The 24,519-nt window shown below is 51.2% G+C and carries 23 protein-coding genes; 17 read left to right on the top strand and 6 right to left on the bottom strand.

Annotated features, from left to right (window positions below; translation table 11 throughout):
- The first annotated feature begins 11 nt into the window (after positions 1–11).
- The gene (gene queF / locus PAT9B_RS16700; RefSeq protein ID WP_369700784.1) at positions 12–848 is read left to right on the top strand and encodes an NADPH-dependent 7-cyano-7-deazaguanine reductase QueF; all 837 of its coding nucleotides are present in this window, start codon (positions 12–14) and stop codon (positions 846–848) included.
- 466 nt (positions 849–1,314) lie between these two features.
- Positions 1,315–1,914 (top strand): N-acetyltransferase, encoded by a 600-nt coding sequence (locus tag PAT9B_RS16695; RefSeq protein WP_150105797.1) that lies wholly within the window; start codon positions 1,315–1,317, stop codon positions 1,912–1,914.
- 55 nt (positions 1,915–1,969) lie between these two features.
- On the opposite strand, the gene PAT9B_RS16690 is transcribed toward PAT9B_RS16695, so the two are convergent.
- The gene (locus PAT9B_RS16690; protein WP_071883923.1) at positions 1,970–2,716 is read right to left on the bottom strand and encodes a LuxR family transcriptional regulator; all 747 of its coding nucleotides are present in this window, start codon (positions 2,714–2,716) and stop codon (positions 1,970–1,972) included.
- A gap of 515 nt (positions 2,717–3,231) precedes the next feature.
- Here PAT9B_RS16690 and PAT9B_RS16685 point away from each other — a divergent pair.
- Entirely contained in the window at positions 3,232–4,779 is a 1,548-nt protein-coding gene (locus PAT9B_RS16685) for a lytic polysaccharide monooxygenase (protein WP_013510455.1), read from the top strand.
- 148 nt (positions 4,780–4,927) lie between these two features.
- Here PAT9B_RS16685 and PAT9B_RS16680 read toward each other — a convergent pair whose 3' ends face one another.
- Both PAT9B_RS16680 and PAT9B_RS16675 read right to left on the bottom strand, forming a co-directional pair.
- A complete protein-coding gene (locus PAT9B_RS16680) occupies positions 4,928–5,641 on the bottom strand; it encodes a hypothetical protein (RefSeq protein ID WP_041525850.1) in 714 nt (237 codons plus the stop codon).
- 137 nt (positions 5,642–5,778) lie between these two features.
- The gene (locus PAT9B_RS16675; RefSeq protein ID WP_013510453.1) at positions 5,779–7,452 is read right to left on the bottom strand and encodes a M60 family metallopeptidase; all 1,674 of its coding nucleotides are present in this window, start codon (positions 7,450–7,452) and stop codon (positions 5,779–5,781) included.
- Between the two features lie 491 nt (positions 7,453–7,943).
- Here PAT9B_RS16675 and PAT9B_RS16670 point away from each other — a divergent pair, with 491 nt between their 5' ends.
- The 12 genes from PAT9B_RS16670 to PAT9B_RS16615 all read left to right on the top strand — a co-directional run bounded on the left by PAT9B_RS16670 (position 7,944) and on the right by PAT9B_RS16615 (position 18,357).
- Entirely contained in the window at positions 7,944–8,852 is a 909-nt protein-coding gene (locus PAT9B_RS16670; protein ID WP_013510451.1) for a proline dehydrogenase family protein, read from the top strand.
- 341 nt (positions 8,853–9,193) lie between these two features.
- Positions 9,194–9,763 carry a YfiR family protein gene (locus PAT9B_RS16665; RefSeq protein ID WP_013510450.1) on the top strand — a complete coding sequence of 190 codons (570 nt, stop codon included), beginning with the start codon at positions 9,194–9,196 and terminating at the stop codon, positions 9,761–9,763.
- A gap of 1 nt (position 9,764) precedes the next feature.
- Positions 9,765–10,979 (top strand): diguanylate cyclase domain-containing protein, encoded by a 1,215-nt coding sequence (locus tag PAT9B_RS16660; protein ID WP_013510449.1) that lies wholly within the window; start codon positions 9,765–9,767, stop codon positions 10,977–10,979.
- The gene (locus PAT9B_RS16655) at positions 10,976–11,449 is read left to right on the top strand and encodes an OmpA family protein (protein ID WP_013510448.1); all 474 of its coding nucleotides are present in this window, start codon (positions 10,976–10,978) and stop codon (positions 11,447–11,449) included. Before PAT9B_RS16660 ends, PAT9B_RS16655 begins: the two co-directional genes overlap by 4 nt.
- An 81-nt stretch (positions 11,450–11,530) precedes the next feature.
- Positions 11,531–12,484 (top strand): LysR family transcriptional regulator, encoded by a 954-nt coding sequence (locus PAT9B_RS16650; RefSeq protein WP_013510447.1) that lies wholly within the window; start codon positions 11,531–11,533, stop codon positions 12,482–12,484.
- Positions 12,485–12,717: 233 nt separating this feature from the next.
- The gene (locus PAT9B_RS16645) at positions 12,718–14,178 is read left to right on the top strand and encodes an NAD(P)-binding domain-containing protein (protein WP_013510446.1); all 1,461 of its coding nucleotides are present in this window, start codon (positions 12,718–12,720) and stop codon (positions 14,176–14,178) included.
- A complete protein-coding gene (locus tag PAT9B_RS16640) occupies positions 14,175–14,657 on the top strand; it encodes a CMD domain-containing protein (RefSeq protein WP_013510445.1) in 483 nt (160 codons plus the stop codon). Before PAT9B_RS16645 ends, PAT9B_RS16640 begins: the two co-directional genes overlap by 4 nt.
- The gene (locus tag PAT9B_RS16635) at positions 14,654–15,220 is read left to right on the top strand and encodes a peroxidase-related enzyme (protein ID WP_013510444.1); all 567 of its coding nucleotides are present in this window, start codon (positions 14,654–14,656) and stop codon (positions 15,218–15,220) included. The genes PAT9B_RS16640 and PAT9B_RS16635 overlap by 4 nt, the downstream gene beginning before the upstream one ends.
- 31 nt (positions 15,221–15,251) lie before the next feature.
- Positions 15,252–15,989, top strand: coding sequence for an amino acid ABC transporter ATP-binding protein (locus tag PAT9B_RS16630; protein ID WP_013510443.1), 738 nt, complete (start codon positions 15,252–15,254; stop codon positions 15,987–15,989).
- A 20-nt stretch (positions 15,990–16,009) separates the two neighbouring features.
- Positions 16,010–16,828: a transporter substrate-binding domain-containing protein gene (locus PAT9B_RS16625; RefSeq protein WP_013510442.1), complete on the top strand. Its 819-nt coding sequence runs from the start codon at positions 16,010–16,012 to the stop codon at positions 16,826–16,828.
- Between the two features lie 124 nt (positions 16,829–16,952).
- Positions 16,953–17,645 carry an amino acid ABC transporter permease gene (locus PAT9B_RS16620; protein ID WP_223300487.1) on the top strand — a complete coding sequence of 231 codons (693 nt, stop codon included), beginning with the start codon at positions 16,953–16,955 and terminating at the stop codon, positions 17,643–17,645.
- Positions 17,646–17,664: 19 nt separating this feature from the next.
- Entirely contained in the window at positions 17,665–18,357 is a 693-nt protein-coding gene (locus tag PAT9B_RS16615; RefSeq protein ID WP_013510440.1) for an amino acid ABC transporter permease, read from the top strand.
- Positions 18,358–18,402: 45 nt separating this feature from the next.
- Here the strand turns inward: PAT9B_RS16615 and PAT9B_RS16610 are convergent, their stop codons facing one another.
- A complete protein-coding gene (locus PAT9B_RS16610) occupies positions 18,403–19,647 on the bottom strand; it encodes an LVIVD repeat-containing protein (protein WP_013510439.1) in 1,245 nt (414 codons plus the stop codon).
- 8 nt (positions 19,648–19,655) lie between these two features.
- Positions 19,656–20,720 carry a sugar ABC transporter substrate-binding protein gene (locus tag PAT9B_RS16605; RefSeq protein ID WP_013510438.1) on the bottom strand — a complete coding sequence of 355 codons (1,065 nt, stop codon included), beginning with the start codon at positions 20,718–20,720 and terminating at the stop codon, positions 19,656–19,658.
- A gap of 203 nt (positions 20,721–20,923) precedes the next feature.
- Here PAT9B_RS16605 and PAT9B_RS16600 point away from each other — a divergent pair, with 203 nt between their 5' ends.
- Complete coding sequence (locus PAT9B_RS16600; protein ID WP_013510437.1) at positions 20,924–22,009, top strand: oxidoreductase; 1,086 nt, start codon at positions 20,924–20,926, stop codon at positions 22,007–22,009.
- A gap of 81 nt (positions 22,010–22,090) precedes the next feature.
- On the opposite strand, the gene uxuA is transcribed toward PAT9B_RS16600, so the two are convergent.
- On the bottom strand, positions 22,091–23,155 hold the full coding sequence (gene uxuA / locus PAT9B_RS16595; protein WP_013510436.1) for a mannonate dehydratase: 1,065 nt from the start codon (positions 23,153–23,155) through the stop codon (positions 22,091–22,093).
- Between the two features lie 370 nt (positions 23,156–23,525).
- On the opposite strand from uxuA, the gene PAT9B_RS16590 reads away from it, so the two are divergent.
- Entirely contained in the window at positions 23,526–24,473 is a 948-nt protein-coding gene (locus PAT9B_RS16590; protein WP_013510435.1) for a sensor domain-containing diguanylate cyclase, read from the top strand.
- Positions 24,474–24,519: the final 46 nt, after the last annotated feature.

Below are 24,519 nucleotides of genomic sequence, written 5' to 3'. Positions count from 1 at the left end.
AATAGAAAGGAATTCGTATGAATCTCAATGATGAAATCACATTGCTGGGTAGCAAAACAGTATATGTACAAGAATATTCTCCTGAATTACTTGAAGCATTGCCACGATCAAGAAACCGGGGGGAGTTAAATATTAAATCCGATAACTTACCATTTTCTGGTTTTGACTTATGGACAGGTTTCGAGTTGTCATGGTTGAATGATAGGGGTAAACCGATCGTTGCCATTGCAGAATTCATTATACCTGCAACAAGTAGCAATCTTATCGAGTCAAAGTCGTTCAAGCTTTATCTCAATAGTTTTAATCAATCAAAATTTAGTTCGACTGAAGACGTTGTTTCAACTTTGGTTAACGATCTGTCGTTGGCGGCAGAGGGTGAAGTTACTGTGAGGGTTTTTCCTGAGCCTGATCTTTATCCACAGGCTATTGCCAGGTTGCCGGGGCAATGCATTGACCATCAGAATATCACTATTGATAACTATGAATTCAAACCTGAATACTTGATCGATGCAATCGATAATGAAAACGTGTCTGAGACACTCTCCTCCAATCTGTTAAAATCAAACTGCTTAGTCACCAATCAGCCAGACTGGGGGAGTGTGATAATAACTTATGAAGGGAAGAAAATTAACCAGGAGAAATTACTCCGATATATTATATCATTCAGAATGCATAATGAGTTTCATGAGCAATGTGTCGAACGTATTTTTAGTGACATCAATCGATACTGCAAACCATCAAAATTAAGTGTCTTCGCCAGATACACCCGTAGAGGTGGATTAGATATCAATCCATTTCGAAGTAACTATGAAGAATTTCCCAATGTGCCACGTTTGGTCAGACAATAATAAATAGCCTACTAATAACTTATACTCCTGGCGACGCCGGGGGTATCTGTGTTTGGTGACTTCGTCTAAAAAAGGGGACTATCCCATGGAGGATAATGCCCTCATGAGAATAAAACTCCCGGTATGTTCAATGTTGGATCCGGTGCATTACACCCTCTGCTAGCGGGAGTGGAGAAATACCTGGCAGTTTTTTAAATCAACATAATTGCTGACACTCTTCTGGATGCGATGAAAAAACACAGCCATTTGCAAGTCCAGTGACGACGGTGAGGCATTCAACGTTTAGCTTCATTAAATATTCTCATTTTCAGAATATAATCAGAATTGATGAATATTATGCTGGTTGATCATTAAAAAAGAAGGCGGAAAATCAGGGTAAAACATTGAACTTCAAAGCCTCTGAAAGGAAAATAAAGGCAGTTGCATAATGGCCCGAATTAAGAATAAGGACATGACAATGAAATGCATGCAAGCTAAGGATTCAGATCTGGATAATATATGTGATCTTTTGGCGGCCGAGTTCTTCGACGATCCAATATATAGATTTGTTTTCACTAATCGGATAGGCCGTATTGACAGGTTGTCGCGTTTTTTTCGTATCTACGTTGAACTTGCTGGCAAATATGGTGGGATATTGTTGCTTGAAAACTTTGCGGGGGTTCAGGTTTATTTTCGCCCAGAATTTATGGCGGTAAGCAGGGAATCTCTTGATATTGATCACCGACTTCGTCAGGCATGTGGGACAGACTATTCAACCGTTGCTGCATGGATGAATGGCGCTGATAGTTATCATCCCCGAACCCCGCCACACTATTATTTATTTCTCACGGCTGTAGAGAAAACGCATCGCGGTCATGACGGAGCAAAAGCGATGAAAACTTTATTCACAGAACTTAGTGTCATACTTGATAGCGCGGAATTTCCTTGCTATTCAGAATGCACAAGGTCAGGTGGCAGAGGTGTGGCCAGGCCATTTGGTTTTCGCGATTTAGGCCCTGCCAAGTATGTTGCAGGCTTTCCTGAGTTTTATCAAATTTGGCGTGAACCTCAGAAATCGGTGATATAAACGTTTTGGGGTTATTTTTTATCTCTAATAGAGAGTCAGGTGATCGCCTGAGCGATCACCTTTTATGTGGTAATTGTTGTGAAGAGTTATGTACAGAGTCGGGAATAAGATTGAGTTCGCTTGCCAGACTGATAGCATGTTTAGCATTTTTAACGCCAAGTTTTTTGACTGTTTTTCCCATATGAAATTTAATTGTACTCACGGTAAGTTGCAGCATCTCAGCCACTTCAGCATAGGTCTTCCCGGTACTGCTCCAGTAGAGAATTTCGGCCTCTCGGGTAGATAAAAGCGTATTGGCAGCAGCCACCTCTTCTGATTTTCTGTAGACCTGAAGCAGCATTTCATGAATATCAAGTAAAATTCCCTGAAAATCATTCTTATGTGTTTCTATCATATCACCAACATCGGCCATTAAGTATTTATCATAGTACAGGGATAAGGTGGCCATATTATTATGATAATCATGTAGAACAAAAGTATGCCCACACAAAAAACTATATGATTTCCAGATGAACACTTTATCCATGGGCCAATGTGAATTTATTTTTAAGTTGGCATCCCAGATAAAAGATGTAACGCGATTCAATGCAGTGATAACAACAGGGTCGATATTTTGATATTTATTCTCAAGATACTCATTGGCGAACTCATCTGATATATTATTAATAACCAATATATTATCTGTGTTCTTTTTATCCATTACCGCATAAGCATGGCTAATTTTACCGAACTTCTCAATCCGTCTCTCTAAATTTTCCTTTATATAGCTGTTTTTTTCACTATCTGAAAAATAATTGTTCATGCGCCAAATCTCTTTTATATGTATGTTATGCATCAGTAACATTATACGCCTGACCTGAATGTAGATATCAATTAAAAGATCACTTTTTAGCGACAATCTGATCATCAGCATTGTCAAACAGGCAATGACAGGAATGACCGTTTCTTAACACCAACACGGTGATACAAGCAGCAACCCAACGAGTTGATTTTAAAAGGTTCCTACTCGATGCTGACGTAATACTGTCATCCCCGCGTGCACATCGGATGAGCCGCCTGCAGACCAGCCTACTGGCAGTCAGCACCTGGCAGTATCGCGTGAATACACGTACAGTTTACCGGTAGTAGCATTTCTTCTGTCCGCAGCGCTAAATACCTGGAAAGCTGAACGGCAGGGCAATACCAGCAGAACAGCCATTTCTTAGTAAGATTTATCAAAATCGCATCTCAACATAAACCTTCCTTAAATCGGTTTGATTTGTATCTTCATAAAATAATTCCCTTTGATTTAACCCACCTTAACTTCTGGATTAACAAATGGAATTACGTAGAACACTATTGGCGACATCGTTGTCACTGCTTTTCCCCGCTGTGTTACTGGCACCCTCATTAGCACAGGCACATGGACATATTTCAGCCCCCAAATCACGCCATCTGATGTGCCGGGATCAGGGAACGGCGACTGAAGGTTGTAAAGCCTATCAAAGCGAGGGGAATCCAGGTATTTATGAAGCAGGAGGACATACCGGGAAAGGAGGGCGTGATTACCTTAACGCCACCCCGCAGGGGCAGATTTGTAGTACCAATTATGGCGCGGCTAATCGTGGTATTAACGTTCTGGTGAAAAACGGTGATTGGCCGGTGACGGCGATGACGGCCCATAATGGTGAAGTCGACCTGGAATATAATTTTACTGCTTATCATGGTACAGACCATGTCGCTTTTTATATTACCAAGCAAAATTACGATCCTGGCAAAACCCTGTCAGTAAATGATTTTGAATTGCTGTGTCGTGAAGATGGTGAATTACCGCCAGATAATGGTGGTCGTTCCGGGACTCGTAAATTTAGCCATTGCAAATTGCCCTCTAACCAGTCCGGACGTCATCTGATATGGGCGACATGGCCGGTCTCTGCGCAGCACGGCACGGGGGAAGTCTTTACCAACTGTGCTGATGTGGTGATTAACAACGATCAAAATACCAATCCCGGTTCTGGCTGGGAAACGGTCAATCCTGACGGTGTTAATGCCAACGAGGATCTGAAAACGGGTGCAACAGCGACTTTCCGTTTATTTGACTCTGCGCGCAACGGTATTATTGCTTATGAGAAAACGATCACCGCGGCAACCAATATGGCTAAAGCTCAGTGGCTGTATCAACTGGCAAATACGGTCAATGGTGACACCAATCTGGTGCGCGTCGGTGCGCTGGTAAATAACGATATTACGCTGCCAACCGGTAAAACCCACTATGATGTTTTTAGTAAAAATGGCAAAAAATATGGTACTGCCATCGTAATAGAGAATAATAATGTTGAAGAACCCGGCAACGGTGGCGGTGAAACAGAGAAGTTGCCGCCAGTGATTCAACTGAAATCGCAACATATCACCGTTGATCAGCAGGGCGAAAATGCGGGCTACGCTATGGACGCCTCGCAAACGCTGTATGCCGGGAAATATCGCTGGGAGATCATTGCAGGTGACAATACTTTCCAGTTGCAGAAAACCGCAGGCGGTCCCACTTATTATGCAACGCCGCTCGAAGGTGAAGATTTACACACCGTTCGTGCATGGGTAAAAGGTGGTTCAACGGGTACGGCTACCTATCGTCTGACCGTCACCAATGACTACGGCAAAGCTTCGAAGGATATTACCGTCACGGTGAACGCTGCCAACGCGGGCGGTGGCAAGGGCATTCCAGCCTGGAAAGCCACCAACTATCCAACAAAGTGCACCAAGGTTTCGCATAAAGGCCAAGTCTGGCAAAACCAGTGGTGGGCAGGTGCCGGTGAAGAACCCGGTCCAATCGGGCAATGGGGTATAACCTGGCAGCCGATTGGCGCAGCAGGCAATCAGTGCAAATAAGTTGATTTATCAAGTACAGCAACCCTCCGGGGTTGCTTTTTTTTGGTTGCCAGTTAGATGATTTTCCCTTGCAGGCACCCCCAATACAAAACGAGCTGCCTCGATGTTCGGGGCAGCTCGTTTATTTATTGCTGATTATCCGTAGCGATTAATGGTATTTCCACGCCTGAGTCCAGCTTATTCCCTTACCGGGTTCATAATGCAGTTGTGACCATTCACCTGTCTGGCTGCACCAACTGGCAACGGTACACTCAAAAAGTTTACCGTTATGTTTTACAACATCCCCTCTGGCATAAGAGGTGCCATAAACCCAGTCAGGATAAGCATTACCCCCGGAGGTAGCGGCTGAAACCGTGATTTCCTGTTCCAGGTCACGGCTATGGTTTCCTGCGGTAACCGTGACTTTAACTGTCAGTTTTTGTGGCTGAGAGGTTTTGGTCACCGAGAAACTCTGACTGGCCCAACCGTTGTTGCCGCCGATGGCACCTGTGGGCAACGTCCAGCGATAAGTTGGAATGCTGGTTGCAGCGATGCTTGCGGAGACGCCACCATCAAAGGTCATGTTTTCTCCTTTATCGCTGGAGTTCATCTCCAGTTTTATGGCTGCGAGAAATGCCTGGTCGTTATTCTGCTCCGGTGCCGCTACGGTCAGAGAATGTGTCTGTGTTGCGGTACGCGCTCCTGCCGCGCTGGTCGCTATTACCTTCACGGTATAGTTGCCTGCTGCTAACCCTGATTTGATCTGTCCCTGCTGATCAATACCGCCAGTGACCAACTGATTACCTTGTAACAGCGACCAATCAAATCTGTCCTGCTCAAAGTTGGCCTGCGCCTGCATTTGTCCCGGGGCCGCGGAATCCATGTTTATTGGCCCTGTAATTTCTACCTGAGGGGCAATGGCTGAGACGGTCAGAATCTTTTTGTCTTCCCCGAACTGACCAGTGGCAGTGACTTCAAAACGTGTCGTGACGTTGGCGACATTTTTGGGAATCACCACTTCTACGGTCGGGCTATTGGTAGTTTTGGTGTAAATGCGTCATCACCATCCATACGCTTCCATTGATAGTTAACATCATTCTGATCGCTGCTGGCTGTGACTTGATAACCGTAACCATAGTTATTCGTCGCGACAGCGATAATCTTGTCGCGACTCAGGCTGATTTGCGGTGCTTGTTCTGCACCGGGTTGCGGTAACTGCAGTTCCGCGACTTTCTCTCCAGCCTGAGTGCTGAAATTCAGCCCCCACTGGGTGAAGTATTGACGTAAATCCTGCCCGGCAGCCTGGCTGTAGGCCACTACACTGAAGTCAATAACCTTCTGCTTTGAACCAATCACGTAATCGGTCTTTTCTGCAATGGTATTGCCCGGAGCCTGCTGAATGGTTTTCAGACGCGCCTGATTCACTTTAGGAAAGAAATCTTCACCATAGGAAAAGCGCAGACGCGAAAAGAAGTTAAGCTGCTTCCATAAGTTATTAATGGTGCTGTAGTCTGGGTAGTACATGCCCGAAGCAATAAAATTAGCGACAGCCTGTTTTTCCCAAATACCCTCTTCAGGCGAAATATCCACATGGCATTTATTCAGGGGGATTTCTCGCCCCATAAACATCTGACAGGCTTCAATAGAATAGCGATTGACCTGAATCTCAGAGAACAGATTAAAATTCTCTTTCATTGGTTCGTAGGTATGACCTAATTCATGCCAGACGCCCCAGTTATCACCTTTTTTATCATTCATCGTGTTAGCGTGGAAACCAACACCAATATAACCATTACGATAATCGGCAAAACAGCAGTTATCGTAATTCGTGAACATCGAACCCATTGGCGATGTAAACAAATACTCAGAACCATCCATACCATTAATTTTTTCGTACAAAGCCACAACGCGGAGGTTATCGCCTAATACTTTGCCGATCATTTCATCCGTGTGTTGTGCAATGCGTGTGGGAACGACAGTATTTGCGTGTCCGTCATACAATAGCGCAAAGCCAAATTTATCGGCAATGGTTTTACTGGCAGCCCAGTCGCTTTGGGTATTTTGTCCCAAAATAAACAAATGGCTGTTGCCGCCCCCGGTTATTTTAAAGGGAACAAATTCGCCAGGTTGTTGTTTATCTGGATCGCCACAGCCTAATAACAAAACACCCGTTTTCTTAAAGGTGTACGAGTTATCACTTTTCGCGGTTAATTGTTGTTGATCCAGATACATGGCATCTTTATCCGCAAACTCACGCCCTGTCGCCGCGTAGCACTTTGCTCCGGCGGGAATATTACCGACGCTAACCGTTACGTTTTGTCCGGCTTCGCCAAATGTACGGGTAAAGAAGAATATGCCCCGGCCCACAGTCGCATAAGGGGTGTTAACCCAATCTTTGGTTTCATGATGGGCAACCGGCATATTGTAACGGTCAGGGAAGCCGGGAGGATACATTTCCATGGTGCGTTTCAGCCAGAAAAGCGGGGTACGGCTATCGACAGAGTCACGCAGGCCTTGCTCCGTCTCCTGGCGCAACGCTTCAAGACTGGTACCGATATGTGGCAGCGCCTCAAGAAAGCCAGGATTACTGCTAAATTCTTCCCACCATGGGGAGCTGTTGGCGTTTGCATTACCTGCAAGCAGCAACGGGGAAAGTGCCAGGGTAATGCCCATAGCTAACTGATTTAATTTCACGATATTTCATTCCATTGAGATGTAGTCTGGGTATTTTTCTTTCTGTAGAAATATTTTGAAATCAGATTATAGAAATGAGAGATAAGAAAATTCTGAGCGCGATTATGATTCGTCTCATTAAGAGAAGATGAATTCCTGGTTAAAGGAGGGTGGGCCAATGCAATCCGGGGAGCCGCCTTTGTACTTAACCGATGCGCAATGCCAGCTACCGGGCAAGGCAAATGCTTGCCACCAGCACTTCCTTGACAGTTCCCTTAAAAGTACGCAATCTGTTGAACTAACGTGTTTAAACCATTGATTGGAAACATCACACCGTGAATGCTGCTGCCTGGCCTCCTCTGACAACTGCACACCTCTGAGCCTCGCGCGTAACGCGCGGTCATCGCTTATCTAATGCGTGACCGATGCTTAAAGCATCGGGAAATACGCCTGTGCCCGGATTCTGCGCATGCTGCGCTGAATCAGGTAATCTATTGTCTGAGAACCAGAAAATGCATTTCATTGATGTGTTAGTTGCCCGTAGTCTGCCTTTTATTCCACGCGCTATCGTTAAGCGTCTTTCCACACGTTATCTGGCCGGTTCCACCCTGGAAGAGGCGTTGCAGGTCATTCACAACCTGAATCGTGCCGGGTTTGGCGTGACGCTGGATGTGCTGGGCGAATCTGCCACTTCTGCGGCTGAAGCTGATGCCATGAACGCCGCCTATGCCACAGCGATTGCCGCAATTGCTGCCAATAATCTTGATGCTGAATTGTCGATTAAACCTTCGGCGTTAGGGTTACTGAATGATGAAGCGCAGTGCGAAGCGCGCATTCGGCAGATCCTGGCGCAGGCGACACAGGTAGCGAAAACTGCCACATTGGATATGGAAGATCTGCAATGTACGCAGAAAGAGCTGGATCTGTTGAGTCGTTTGCAGCCGCACTATCCCGATCTGGGGATTGCCGTCCAGGCGTATTTGCAGCGCAGCTATGCGGATATCAATCAGTTAATGGCCACACGCAGCCGATTACGTATCTGCAAAGGAATTTATCAGGAAAACCCTCAGTTCCTGGTGGCAGAAGCGAGTCGGGACCGCTCGGCGATCAACCCCCATTTTCTCGCTCACGTTAAGCGCTGCTTCGCTGAAGGGCTGTTTGTCAGTGTCGCGACGCATGACGAAGCGTTGATTGAAGCGGTGGTAGCCTTGTCAAAACAGCATCATGTTGCGCCTGATGCTTTTGAATTTCAGATGCTGCTGGGGGTATGTGAACCCCTGCGTGACAAAGTGCGTGCCCTCGGTTTTGCTGTGCGGGTGTATGTGCCCTACGGTGCCGACTGGTATGGTTACAGCACCCGGCGTTTGCAGGAGAATCCGCGCATCGCCGGCTACATATTGCGAGCATTGATTAAGCGCTAACGACAGGACCGCCAGTCACTTGTGACTGGCGGTTTTCGTTGGTGAGACAGAAAAATCCGATAAAATCGCAGGAAACGGTACTTTTCGGCATTTCTCTATTTATAAATGGATCTGTTTTTATAATTAACTCTATGAAAAATAGTTTTTTTAATATTTTAATCGATCCATTTAATCATCATGTTTTTGTTTGCGGTCAGGACCAATAATTACCAAACCTTCGTCACAATACCCGGTACAATTTGCCTCAGTTCTGCGCTATTTCTCAGAGGGGAATGGCCGGGATCTATTCATATTTAGACGACAATGGTAAAATTTTACTCATAACCTTCAGGGATGGATGTATGCCAATAAAACAAGAAAAACCTAGCATCCTGAGTGGAGTAAACGCCTTTATATCGGTCATCGCCGTGACCAGGATGTTTATTATCGCTCTCCCTTGCCTCTTTCTTTTTATTTCAATGCCTTTACGTGCCGTAGCAGCACAAGACGATGCTGCGAATCGTATTGTCAGTGGCATTATCAGTTTTACGCATTGGCCGGGACTGGTGCATCCGCCTTTGCTGTGTGTGCTGCCCTCGTCACGGCACCTCTCTGTGCCTGCAACTGCTGTTGGCACCGCTTATCGCGTGGATTACCTCGCCAGCGAGAATGATCTGTTAACCCGGCAATGCGATGCCGTGTATTTTGGTGAACAGTCCCCTCAGCAGCAGGTGCAGCTGCTGGAGCAAATCAACAACAGACCCGTGCTGACTATCGCGGAAAATAACCCGGAATGTACCATTGGTGCGTCTTTTTGCCTTATTTTTCATCAAGATAAAACAGTGTTTTCTGTCAATCTCGACTCACTGGCGAGAAGCGGCGTGAAAGTAAATCCAGAAGTATTGTTACTGTCCCGCAAAGGAAGCCAGTAAGATGAAATTCGAAAATATAAAAACAGAAAAATCATCTATACGAAATAAGTTACGTAAAATCAGTACCATCAATGCTGCCGTTATTTTACTGCTGTGTTGGTTATTACTTTTTTCAACTTCAATGTTGTTTATTAAAAGCTATGAAAAAAGAAATCTTGAACTGATTGCGAATACGCTCAGCACCAGCCTGACGGCGGCCACCGTATTTGAAGACAGCTATGATGCGAAGAAAAAAGTGCTGTTGCTCGGATCGCAGGGCATGTTTTCTGCGGCAAAGCTGACTTCGTCAGAACAAACGGTATTAGTCGATTGGCAGGATAACACCAACGATGACAGCAGATTCCAGCGCACGCTCCGCCACTGGATCTATGCCGAGCCATTAACGGTGAATGTTACCCATGAAGATGCCGTTGTGGGGACGCTGACACTGTCGGGCACCGTGACTAATGTGGCTGACTTTATTGAATATTCAGTGATTATTCTGTCCTGTAGCATGATCTTCGTTTTTATCGTTTCGTTTCTGGTCAGCGAGCTGTTACACCGTGGCATTCTTGCCTCCTTCAGAAACATCACCAGTACCATCCATTACGTGATTCGTTCCGGGGATTTTTCCCCGCGTATCTCTGGCAGTTCCACCAAAGAGTTTCAGGTGTTCTCCGAAGACCTCAACTCGTTGCTGGCAGAGGTGCAAACCCTGAAGGCCTCGCTGTTAAGGGATAACAAGTCACTGGCCGCCAAAGCGTTGAAAGATCCGCTCACCGGGCTGGCCAACCGCGCAGCCTTTATCAGCAAACTCAGCCAGCTATTGGATCAACAACTGGCGCAGGAGAATTTTGTCCTGTTATTCCTCGATGGTGACCGCTTTAAAAGCATTAACGACACTTGGGGACATGCCGCCGGTGATGAGGTGCTGCAAAGCATCGCCACCCGACTTTCTGGACTGGTGACGAAGAGTGATCTCGTCGCGCGTCTGGGCGGTGATGAATTTGCTATTTTAATCACCAGCATGACCAGTGAAGAAGCGTTGCAGCAACTCACCGCGCGGATTGAGGCCAGCATTACGCAAAAGATCGCCATTTCTGCAGGCGTCAATATCACTACATCCGTGACAATTGGCTACGCCTGGTCGCAACATGGTGATTCGGTGACCTCCATTCTTGAGCGTGCGGATATGCACATGTATAAAAACAAAGGGATTACAAAGGTATCAGGATGAAAATTAAAGCTTTCCTTCTCTTATGCATCATTGCCTGTGTCGGATGCCAGTCGAAAAGAACCTTTACCGACGAGCAGATTGCGGCCATGCGTCAGGAGGGCTTCAGCCCGAATGCGGAAGGCTGGGGGCTGGGCATGTCTGACAAAATTCTATTCGGTATCAATGAGTCAGAACTGACGCCGGAAAGTAAAACCACCATTAACCGTATGGCGACCAATCTGGCGGCGACCGGTATTGAACATTTGCGTATTGATGGCCACACCGACAATTACGGCACTGACAGTTACAACGAACAGCTGTCGCTGAAACGTGCTAACGCAGTGGCGGCACAGTGGGCGGAAGGGGCATCACTGCCGCGCAGTAATATCGAAACGCGTGGCTTAGGGAAGAAATATCCGGTCACCAGCAACAACAGCGCACAGGGCCGTGCCCAGAACCGGCGTGTGGCGGTGGTGATTACCGCGCCATAGCGTATTGCGCCGAGTCTCTCTATGATGTGAGGTTTTCCCCTGCGATTGTCGCAGGGGATCAAGGTCTTAGGGACTAACCCCATGTTACATGATCTGGATTTACGTCAGCTGGAAGCCTTTGCGGCGGTGATCTCTGCGGGTAGCGTCACGGCTGCGGCAAAAGCGCTGAATCGCTCACAGCCTGCCGTGTCACGCCTGATTCAGGAACTGGAACAGGCGTTGGGTTATCCGCTGTTTATCCGCAATGGGCCGCGTATTCATCCCTCTGAAGAAGCGCTGCAATTGCATCAGTATGTGCAGAAGGCGCTGCTGTCATTGCAGCAAATCCGTTTGCGCGCACAGGAAATTGGTCAGCAGCAGCATCGCCCATTGAGCATTGCCGCCACGCCCGCGCTCGCCGCTGGATTACTGCCCGAGGCGCTCGCCAGTCTAAATCTCCAGAACAAAGTCCAGATTATCAGTGAATCCGCTGAGCAGACGGCGCATGCGGTGATCACCGCAGAGGCAGATATCGGTCTGAGCAGCCTGCCGCTGGAGCACCACGCTGTCGACCTGCACTGGATTGGTCAGTCGCGCTGTGTCGTGGCGCTACCACAGCACGACCCGTTGGCGGCGCAGCAGCAACTGACGCTGGCTTGTCTGGCCGGGCGGCGTCTGATTGCCCCCTGGAGTCCGCAACGTCTGCGCGGACGCTACGATAAAGCACTGAAAAAACTCAAAGTCCCGCCACACGAAACCATCGAAACTAACTCGTCTGCCAATATTCTCGCCTGTGTACGTGCCGGGTTAGGTGTCGCGATACTGGAACCGGTGACCGCCTGGGGAATGCCGCTGGAAGGGGTAGTAATACGCCCGTTGGAAGAGGATATTCCTTACTTCTTTGGTGTGATAACCCCGCAGGGCCGCCAGATTTCTTCCGCTGCGCAGGCACTGGTGGAGGCGCTGGAGCAGGCAGCACAGAAGCTGTTACCCGGTTTTCAGCGCTTACCTGCCAGCGAACACCCGCAGATTATGCGCCTGATTAATCAGGATTAAATCCCGCCAGTCAGTTTCTTAGAACATTTTCAACTTTAGATATAAGAAATCCATTGGTTACGAAGTGAGCATGTCGCTTGACACATTTCGGGGCCAGAGGGATTATGCGAAACCTTAGTTGTTACTATGCGTATTTTTAATTATTAATCGTTAATTATGCGATATCAGGATAATGAAATGCGCCTTTTCAAACCTGCGGTTGCGGGTTTATGCCCATGCCAGGGAATAACATCATGACGATAACAGCCCAGCCCGGTGGTCTTGCCGTACTTGAAGCGCAGTTGCAGCAGGACCTCGAATTCCTTGAATTACCCGCCAAAGCCTGGGTGCCCACGCGTACCCATAATGGCTCGCCAGTGCGTGATGTGGTGGTGATTGGTGGCGGGATGTGTGGGCTGGCGGCGACGGCAAAATTACTGCTGACCGGCATCAACAACGTGGTGGCTTATGATGCCGCGCCTGCCGGTCTGGAAGGACCATGGGTGACGTTTGCTCGCATGGAGACGTTGCGTTCCCCGAAAAGCTTGCACGGCCCGTCGCTCGGCCTGCCACAGCTGACATTTCGTGCCTGGTATAGCGCGCAATGGGGTATTGAAGCCTGGCAGGCGCTGGACAAAATCCCGAAAGATGTGTGGATGGATTACCTCGTCTGGTATCGCAAGGTGCTCAACCTGCCGGTGCACAACAATGTACGCATGACGGCGATCGCCGCTGAAGGTGATCTGATCGCGCTGGATCTGACGGGCGCGGAGACTGGCCGCGTCTATACCCGCCGCCTGGTGTTGGCGACCGGGCGATCTGGCCTTGGCGGTTTTGCTGTACCGGACTTTTTGCAGGGGATTGATCGTCAATTCTGGGCGCACTCTGCAGATGACATTGATTTTGCTGCGCTACAGGGCAAGCGTGTGGCGGTGATTGGTGCCGGTGCCTCCTCAATGGATAACGCCGCCACCGCGCTGGAAAGCGGGGCGGGTGCGGTAGATCTGCTGATTCGTCGCCAACAGATGCCGCGCATCAACAAGATGACGGGCATTGGCAGCCAGGGTGTGGTGCATGGTATGCACCAGTTACCTGACGCGTGGAAGTGGAAATTTGTCGATTACACCGCATCAACACAAACGCCACCCCCACGCTCCTCGACGCTACGGGTGTCGCGTCACGCCAACGCGCGTTTCTTCCTCGACTGTGGCATCAACGCGGTCAGCCAGGAAGCGGACGGCCTGCTGATTGATACCACGCAAGGGCCGCTGCGTTACGACTACCTGATTGCCGCCACCGGTTTTACCAATGATTTTAATGGCCGACCGGAGTTTGCCGCCATCGCGCCGTATATCCGTAGCTGGTCAGATGGCCGCTATCAGCCGGAGATGGGCGCAGCGCGTGCCAGCATGCTGGATGCGCCTGATTTGGGACCCGCCTTCGAGTTTCGTGAGCGTGAGCCGGGCAGTTGCCCGATGCTGGCGCATATCCACTGTTTTAACGATGCGGCGATGCTGACGCATGGCAAGGTGTCTGGCGATATTCCGGCAGTGAGCGCCGGTGCCGACCGCCTGGTGCGCGGCATCGCCGCATCGCTCTTTGCCGAAGATGTGGAGACACATTTCGACAGCCTGATGGCTTTTGACACCCCTGAATTACAGGGCGATGAATGGGTGGATGCCACACCCTTACTCAAACAGGAGAAAGCGTTGTGATCGACGCCATTGATCAGTCCGCCGGACTGACACCAGAGGATGAGCTGTACCGTGCCCGCCGTTTCCGTCCGGAGTTTGTTGACGGTGCTGAGGAGTGCCGCCAGTCGGTACTGCATCCACAACAGGATCAGGGGCTGGCCGCCGACCTGCGCGTGGCGCTGGCTCAGCGCATGGCGGCCCTGAATGGCGATGCGCACCTGCTGGCTGACTATTCCGCGCAGTTAGCGCAACTGTCCCCCTCCGCTGAGTTACTGGCGCTGGCAAACGGGGAAACGGCGCTAGCTGAACCGCTGGCGACAATTGCCCGTCATGCCGACATGGTCACCCGCACCCCGTTTGATGCACAGGAGAGCCATATTCGTCTGCTGGAGCAGGCCGGACTGACCAACCCACAAATCGTGGCGCTGTCTGAACTGATTGCCTTCGTTAATTTCCAGACCCGTGTGGTGTCCGGTTTACGCCTGATGAGGTCCGTATGATTCCGTTAGTCAGCCTTAAGCCACTGCACTGGCATCCCTATATCACGCCGGTTGAGGTTGCCACGGCGACACCTGAACAGCTCGATGCGATGAAGGTGACACCGTCGAATAAAAAGGTCTCCGATTATGTACGGACCCTGGCGCACGATCCCGAGAGCTACACCGCACGGACCCTGTTGTTTAACGCCATTATGTATGTCGAAGGCGGGCTGGATCGTGCCGACCGAGAGCTAGGCGCATTGGGGGCTTCCATCGTGAATGGTTGCAAATATTGCGCGGTGGTTCATGCCCGGCGTCATGCCCAGCTGACCAAAAGCGATGCGGTGGTGAGTGCACTCTACTTCGACAAAGCCGACACGCTCAGCCCGCGCGATGCGGCGATTTATCGCTTTGCCCGTCGTCTGTCGGTTACGCCGTCAGAAGCCAGCAGGGAAGACGTTGCCGCGTTGCGTGAGCAGGGGATGAATGATCAGGAGATTATCGATCTGATTCACGCCATCGCTATCTTTGGCTGGGCTAACCGTCTGATGCATGTGCTGGGTCATGCCAGCATCGAGAAATAACCGTCTTTCACCCGCAAGGACATGAACACAAATGCTTGAACTTAAAGATATTAAGCTGTCTTACGGGAGCGCACAGATCCTCAAAGGGGTCGATCTCTCGGTAAAGCGTGGTGATGTGGTCTCGATTATCGGCCCAAGCGGCACCGGTAAAACCACGTTGCTGCGCTGCATTAACTACCTGGCGAAACCGACGTCAGGCAGCATTACCTTTGACCAGATTGCGATGGACTACCAGACGCCGGATAAAGCCGCGATTCAGGCCATCCGTTTGCGTACCGCAATGGTGTTCCAGCAGTTCAATGTGTTCAAAAACATGACGGTGATTGAAAACGTGATGGACCCACTGATCGCCGTGCAACGCAAATCCAAACAAGAAGCACGTGCGATCGCGGTACAAGAGCTGGAGCGTGTTGGCCTCGGCGGCAAGCAGGATCACTATCCTTCACAGCTTTCTGGTGGCCAGTTACAACGAACCGGCATTGCGCGTGCATTGGCGCTCCGCCCGGATGTGATGTTGTTTGATGAACCGACTTCATCGCTCGATCCCGAGTTGGTGGGGGAAGTGCTGAAGGTCATTAAAGACGTGACCTCCTCCGGCATTACATCGCTGCTGGTGACGCACGAAATGCAGTTTGCCAAAAGTATCTCTAACCGCATTGTGTTTATGGATCAGGGTGTTGTCGCGGCACAGGGTAGCCCGACAGAGATTTTTGATAACCCGACCCTGCCGCGCCTTGCACAGTTCCTCAATTCAGAACGCGTACTCTAATAATAAAAGGAATCAAAGACATGCCTGCAATCAAAACAACATTACGCCGCCTGGCGCTGCCAGGAATCGTGACGCTCGCGTTATTCAGCGCCGCCACCAGCTATGCGGATGCGGTCCGCACCATCAAAATCGCGACGGCAGCCGAATCCAAGCCGCTGTCATGGGGGGCGATCGGCCACGAGCCGCAAGGCTATGAGCCGGACGTGCTGAAAGCCATCAACGCGAAGCTGCCGCAGTATAAATTTGTCATGGAAGGTGCGGCGGATATCGCCCAGGAAACCGGGCTGGCAACCGGCAAATATGATATGGCCACCGGGGGTTACTACAAGGCTCCGGCGCGCAGCAAACAGTTCCTGATCCCGGACAATCCCATCGGGGCCAGCCTGATGAAGATCTATAGCCGTGCAGACAGCAATATCAATGGGATGAAAGATCTGGTCGGTAAAAACATCGTTCCGGTTACTGCCGGTGGCGGCGTTTACAAGTTTGTTATGCAGTGGCAGCAGGACAACCCGAACGACAAGATTGACATTAAAGCCTCAAGTGCTGGTGTGCCATACCCGGACCGCCTGAAAGAAGTGCAGAACGGTAAATATGACGCCCTGGTACTGCCTTCCAACCTCGGCGAACAAACGGTGATTGATAACCAGAAGCTGGCGATCAAAGCCAGTGAGCCGGTGTCTATCAACAACACTTACGTGCTGATCCACCGTTCTGACGAAAACAAAAAACTCAATGATGATGTTAACGAGGCGCTGAAAGAACTGAAAGCCGACGGCACCCTCGATAAGTTGTCACAGAAGTGGTTTGGCGAAGATATCGTCAAATACATGAAATAATCGGTTCACCTGAAACCCTGGTTTTAGGCACAAATCGGATCGTGGCGCGCTAAAAGGGCGCTGCGACCGATGCGTGCAACGCTGATATTTTTTTCAGGAGTGTTTCACTGTGAATCTCTCGACCATGATTCCCGAGCTACTGTCGGCGCTGCCGCTCACGCTCGCCATTATGTTTGTTGCGATGATTGTCGGGTTCTGCCTGGCACTGATTACCACCACTTTTCGCGTGCGGCGTATCCCGCTGATCAGCCAACTGGCGGATCTCTATGTCTCTTACGCGCGCAGTGTTCCCGTCGTGCTGCAACTGTTTGTGGCGTTTTACGGCCTGCCGTTGGTGCTGGAGTCGTTCGGGGTGGGGGATTTTATGTCGGCGACAGTGGCATCGATGGTCGGGTTAAGCCTGTACCACGGCGGCTATCTGTCCGAGGTCATGCGCCCGGCGTTTCTTGCCGTGGAGCGCGGTCAGCACGATGCCGCCGACAGCATGGGCTACAGCTTCCGTCACAAGATGCTACGTATCGTCGGCCCCCAGGCGCTGCACATTGGGCTGCCGGGCTATGGCAACGCCATTATTTACCTGATTCATAACGTTGCATTGGTGATGTACATCGGTGCGGCGGATGTGATGGCGACGGCACACCTGATCATGGAACGTGACTATAACCAGTATCAGTTCGGCACCTATCTGGTGTTAGCGGTGCTTTATTCGCTGCTGTGTCTGGTGGCCTGGCTGATTGTGCGTTACTTCGAGCGGCGGCATGCGAAGTACAACTCGAAAACGGCAGCCAGCCACGCGAAGCTGACTGCCAGCGTCTGACAGAGAGAGAAAATCGATTATGTTTGATATCGAGGTGTTACTGCCGGATTTCTGGAGCATTCTTGACGCAGTACCGGTCACGCTGGCGATGGCAATCACCGTATTTATCTGTTCCACGCTGATCGGCGGCTTGTTTGCTTATGTGGAACATCAGCGCCTGCCGGTGCTGCGTCAGCTGGTGCTGGCGTACAAAATTGCCTTTAAGGGCGTGCCGATGGTGGTGGTGATTTTCCTCGCCTACTACGGCTTGCCTCCTGCGCTGCATTTTGTTGCCACGTTGTTTGGCATTGAAGTGAATGCTCACTCGTTACCGAACTGGGTGATTATCATTGTGGCGCTCAGTGCCTGTGTCGCTGCGTTCCAGGCAGAAGTGTGGAAAGGGGCGCTGAACTCGTTTGACAGCGGACAGTCCGATGCGGCGCAATCGCTGGGATACACCAATGGCCAGTTGTTCCGTCGGGTCATGTTTCCGCAGATTATCGTGGCGGCAATCCCGGATCTGGCAAACGCCTTTATGGTGATTATGAAAGCGCTGTCGCTGGCGTTCGCCATTGAAGTGGTGGATATCTTCGCCCAGGCGCAGCTGACTGCCGCACTGAACTTCTACTATCTGGAAGCGTTCCTGATCGCGGTGGTGTTCTATATGGTGATTGCCTGGCTGGTGACAAAGATCGCCGATATCATCGAAGCCAAACTGCGCTTGCGCAGCTGATACCATGCCTGCGTGATTGATCGCGCAGGCATGGTCACCCTTTTTCTACCCCAAATACTCAATAATCGACAGGCCGCCGTTGTAATCGGTGCTGTAGATTATCCCCTGTGCATCAACAAACACATCGCAACTCTGAATCACCGGTGGGCGATCGGGCCGGGTATCCATCATGCGCGCAGGTGCCGCAGGCACCAGCGCACCGGTCTCTTTGGGTTGATACGGATTGGAAATGTCATAAGCGCGCACCCCGGCATTCTGGTACGTCGCGAAAATCAGCGTGTCACTGACAAAACTGCCTGGGCGGTTTTCATGCAAGTTATGTGGGCCAAAATGTGCGCCTTTCGCTACATAATCGCGCTCACCGGGTTGCGGGAAGGTGGCGATACTCACCGGATTGGCCGGTTCGCGGATATCAAACAGCCAGATCAGCTTCTCGCCATCCTGCTGGTTATCCAGCACCGCTTCGTCCAGCACCACCAGCAGATCGCGTGCCGGTAACGGTAGTGCGGTATGCGTGCCACCACCAAACGGTGGGCTCCAGTTGCGATGGCTGATCAATTGCGGCGCACGACGATCGCTGACGTCCAGCAGCGTGAGTCCGCCATCGCGCCAGCAACCATAGGCGGTATCACCGCTGATAATCGCATGGTGCAGCGCATAACGTTTTCCTTCCGGCCAGTCAGGTGTTTCACCGCCCGCAGTGTGCATACCCGGTAGCCACCAGCGCCCGGCAACGGTGGGGCGTTGTGGATCGGCTAAATCAATGGTCAGCAAAATATAATCGCTAAAACCTTCAATCAGCGCGGAAACATAGGCCCAGCGCCCGCCAACATACCAGATACGATGGATACCAATACCGTCGAGTGACAGGAAGGCGATTTCACGGGGTTGTGCCGGGGATGAGATATCAAAAATCCGCAGTCCGGATTGCCAGCTTTTCTCCTGAATATCTGCCGTGGTTTGACCGACTGCGCGGGTGTAGTACACCTTCTCATCGGCGAAACGTACATCGGCAAACAGATCGCGCGCGTTGATTACCAGCAGCAGATCGTCATGGGCCTGCAAATGCACGTTCCAGGTGCCGGGTGGGGCCGCGACATAATTGACGGTTTTGGGCCGACGCGCATCACGCACGTCAATCACGCTAAAGCCCTGCGACACCATATGGCCGACGTAAGCAAAGCCGCGATGTACCATCACCTGCACACCATCCGGGCGTCCGCCCTGATCGCTGTGACCAATCAGTCGCATATTGCGGCTGTATTCCGGGGTGGGGAGTAAGGTTGTCATGGCTGGCCTCAATGCGCTTTGGCGGCCAGCGTGGCGAACCACGGCGCGACAAAATCATTGCTCTGGCCCCAGCCGGGGATCACGTTTTGTAACGCGGCGACGTTAGCTGCACCAGGCTGACCGGTGACCAGCGCTTGCGGGATAGCCGCCGCTTTAAAGTCATAGCTGGCTGGGGTGGCTTCGCCTGCCAGCTTATAGGCAATCAGGCGCATATTGATGGCCCCGATCAGTTTAGGATCGACCGCTACGCTGACCTTCCACGGACTGTTTTTCTCACGCATCAGTTGCAAATCACCGTTGGAAATATCGATGCTGTACAGTTTGATTTCGGTACGGCCATTCTCCTGCAAGGCTTTATAAGCTCCCTGACTGAAGGCATCCCAGGTGCCCCAGATCGCGTCGATTTTTCCTTTCGGATATTTCGCCAGCAACGCGCCGACTTTGTTGGCGGTATCGCCCTGCACGTCGGCAGACACCGCGCCGACGGATTCCAGTTCATGAATGCCCGGATTGGCCTTCTTGATCTCTTCCCAGGCGGCCTGGCGACGCTCCATTGGCGGGAAACCGGCCACCCATAATTTGATGATATTGGCCTTACCGTTGAAGTCTTTGATCAACGGTTGCAGCGACTGTTGTGTCAGTGACGCGTCATCCTGTTGCGTCACGGTGACACCGGCTGGCGTGTTATCCACCGCAGTATCAAAAACGGACAGCGCAATACCACTGTCATGAATACGTTTCACCAGCTCGGTGGAGTAGGGCGCTCGGCCTTGCGACAGGATGATGCCATCATATTTTTGACTGATCGCCTGATTCACAAAGTCCTGGAAACGCGCATCGTCGCCCTGGCTCAGAAAAGTACTCACTTTAAAGCCCAGCTGTTTACCCTGCTGGATGGCACCGGCAACAAACTGGGTGGTGTTATCGTCGGAACCCAGATTGCGGATCACCGCGATCCGAATCGGCCCCTGATGATTTGCCAACGCAGCAGGCAGTGGAGCCAGCGTCTGCGCGGCACTGACAACGCTGCTGAGCAGGCTCAGCGATAACAACGTAATGGCCAATGATTTCATGCAATTTCCCCGAATAGTGGTGAATGATAAGCAGGTGGCGCGCCGCCGATTTTTATTGTGGTAAGCGGGCGATCTGAGCGGATTTTTCATCCTCCGCGTAAGGTTGGCAATCAAGGAAAAGGCATAAGCAATGCCAGATAAATCATTAGCATTGCGCGCGGCAGAGGATAACGATAACGGTTTCTTTTTCAGGGAACCGCATCATGAGCGAGCATCATATTCAGGTCGTGCCTGGCCCGGCCAACTACTATTCACATCCCGGGGCGATAGCCCGGCTGCGTGATTACTACAGCGAAGAACAATTGCGTCATGCCATCTGGGTTGGGGGGCGTCAGGCGCTGACGGCGGCACAGCACTGGCTGGCACCATTGACGCTGCCGGGGGCGATTGTTGATATCTTTGGCGGCCATTGCAGCGAGCATGAAGTCGCGCGCCTGGCGCAACGGGCAGGCAACGATCGCCAGGTGGTGATTGGCGTCGGTGGCGGTACGGTGCTGGATACCGCCAAAGCGCTGGCGCATCGGTTACGTCTGCCGGTGGTAACCATCCCGACCATCGCTGCGACCTGTGCGGCCTGGACGCCGCTTTCCGTTTGGTACAACGAGGCGGGCGAAGCGCTGCATTTTGAAATTTTCCCACAGGCTAACCACCTGTTGCTGCTGGAACCGGAGATCATTTTGCAGGCACCTGCGCGTTATTTGCAGGCTGGCATCGGTGACACGCTGGCGAAGTGGTATGAGGCGGTGGTGCTGGCACCACAGCCAGAAACGCTGCCACTGACCGTGCGGCTTGGGCTGGATGTGGCGCGGACGCTACGTGATGTTTTGCTGGAAAAAAGCGAAGCTGCCCTCAGCGATCAACGCGCGCGTCAGTTGACGCTGGCATTTCGCGATGTGGTCGATGCCATCATTGCCGGTGGCGGGATGGTCGGCGGGCTTGGGGAACGTTACACGCGCATTGCGGCGGCCCATGCGGTGCATAATGGTTTGACCACGCTGCCGCAAACGGCGCAGTTCCTGCACGGCACCAAAGTCGCGTATGGGATTCTGGTGCAGAGCGCACTGCTGGGCCAGCACGAGGTCACACGCCAACTGATTGCCGCGTATAAACGTTTTGATCTCCCCACTACGCTGGCGCAGCTGGATGTGGATATCCGTCAGCGTGACCAGGTTGAGCGGGTCATTCAGCATACGCTGCGCCCGGTGGAATCGATTCATTATTTGCCGGTGACCTTGACGCCTGAGACGCTATGGGCGGCCATTGAGCAGGTTGAGGCGCTGGGCGTTTAAACAAAACTGCGCGATAAATCGCACCGCTACTGATCGACATATTCCGTAGCGGCGCGATTTATCGCGCAAGTCATGGAAGGATCAACGCTTACTCAGCGCTTCCCACAGTCCCAACAAATAAGTCGTACCCAGTGCGCGGTCATACAATCCATAACCCGGGCGACCAGTTTCACCCCAGATAAAGCGACCATGATCGGAACGGATATAGCCGTCGAAACCATTGTCGTACATCGCCTTCAGCACCTGATACATGTCCAGCGAACCGTATTCGGTGGGGTGCGCACATTCGTAGAAATCTTTGTCCTGAATGATCTTGATGTTGCGTACATGGGCGAATGGGATACGCTTGCGGCGTGAGAATTCGGCCAGAATCGCATAGACATCATTCTGCGGATCTTCCGCGATGGAGCCAGTGCACAAGGTAATACAGTTGGCCGGGGAATCGACCACGTTACAGATCCAGTCAAGATCGTCGCGGTTTTTAACCACACGCGGCAGACCGAAGATCGAGTACGGCGGATCATCCGGGTGGATGGCCATCTTCACACCCACTTCTTCACACACCGGGATCACAGCTTTGAGGAAATACGCCAGATTTTCCCGCAGTTTGGCGTCATCTACCCCTTCATATTTGGCAAACAACTCCTGCACTTTTGCCAGGCGTTCCGGCTCCCAGCCCGGCAGCACAAAACCGTTTGAGCTGGCCAACACCTCTTGCACCACCTCGTCGAGACTCTTATCGATGCCTTTCTTCTCGAACGCCATGGTAATGGACCCGTCCGGCAGCACGTAATTCATCTCGGTCTTCATCCAGTCGAACACTGGCATAAAGTTGTAGCAAATGACCTTCACGCCAACTTCGGCCAGATTGCGGATGCTTTGCTTATAGTTTTCAATATATTGGTCGCGACTCGGCAGGCCGATTTTGATGTCGTCATGAATGTTAACGCTTTCGATCACTTCAACGGTCAGACCTGCCGCATGTGCCTGATCGACCAACGCTTTAACCTTATCCTTCGGCCAGGTTTCACCCACGGGTACATCGTAGAGCGCGCCAACGATGCCGCGCACGCCCGGCACCTGGCGAATATATTCCAGCGAAACTTTATCTTCTTTCGGACCAAACCAACGCATTGTCAGCTGCATAATGTCATCCACCGTCATCGTGTTTCTGTGATAACTGCTAAGCTACCATTCTAGTATTCATGATGACAGCGCTGCACAACCTATAACCCTTGATCCGTGTCACAGAACACAATTTATCCGTTGTTATCGTACAGATGACCACGGATAAAACGCCGCACCACGAAATACAATCCTAATCCACGCGGGGAAATGTCTTATCCACTACCAGATTTAGTGAAAAACAGCGTGCCTTGCTGCTATTTGGTGGTGATGGCGGTATAACATCTGATTTTCTAACGTTTTAACGCCACTGATCGGCTTTTCCATTGGGCCATTTACAGAATATTCCTGGCAGGCACAATAAACCTTATTTGCTTTCCCTCCGTGAACCATGGCCGATGAAGCGCTGCTCCAGCAGATTCAGAACCTGAAAAAGCACAATGCGCGGCTCAAGCGTATAGCGCATGACGCCCGCAATAAGCTGAGCGCCGCGCTGGACGGTACCGGGCTGTGCCTGTGGCAACTGGATATTCCCAGCGGCAAACTGGTGATTTTCAACCGACGCTGGGGAGCGATGTTGGGCTTCCAGCCGAAAGAGTTGAACGCTAAGTTTGAAGTCTGGCGAGAACACCTGCATCCCGAAGATGCGGATGAGGTGTTGAAAGCCTTCTACGACCACATCGAAGGTCGTGCCCCTTACTACGAAGCGCTCCACCGCATGGTGGCGAAAAACGGCACCATCACCTGGGTGCTGGATCGAGGACGTGTCAGCGAATGGGACGAGCAGGGTAACCCGTTAAAGGTGACGGGGACGCATATCGACATGACCAAAGAGAAGAATTATGAAGCGCAGCTATCGACGCTGGCGAATCACGATCCTCTTACCGGTCTCACCAACCGTCATTCGCTGCAAACCCACTTTAGCCAGATGAAAAAGCAGGGGCCGTTGTGCCTCGCCTATATTGACCTGGATAACTTTAAGCACGTCAACGATACCCTCGGACACCGTAGTGGCGATGAGGTGTTGATGCAGCTCAGTCAGCGCATGCGTGATGCGGTGCTGTCCTCGGTGGTGATTGGCCGTATCGGCGGCGATGAGTTTGTACTGTTGATGCCTTTTCTGATCGACTTTCCCAAGGTCAGAATTATGGCCCAGGCGGTACTGGACGCGGCACTCGCGCCGTTCGAACTGGGCAACGGCATGGCGCAGATTGGCGCATCGATTGGTATTGCCCAAGTGCAGGAGCGTGATGGCTTCAATGACGCGCTAACGCGCGCCGATGAAGCCATGTACAGCATTAAAAAGAACGGCAAACAGGGGTTTGGCCTGGTGCCCTAACTGCGCGATAAATCGCGCCGCTACGTCTCAAAACAGCGCATCAGCG

The organism is Pantoea sp. At-9b, from assembly GCF_000175935.2.
In the GTDB taxonomy this organism is placed as follows: Bacteria; Pseudomonadota; Gammaproteobacteria; order Enterobacterales; family Enterobacteriaceae; genus Pantoea.
Note: the sequence above shows the minus strand (reverse complement) of the source record. Positions and strands in the feature narration are given on the sequence as shown.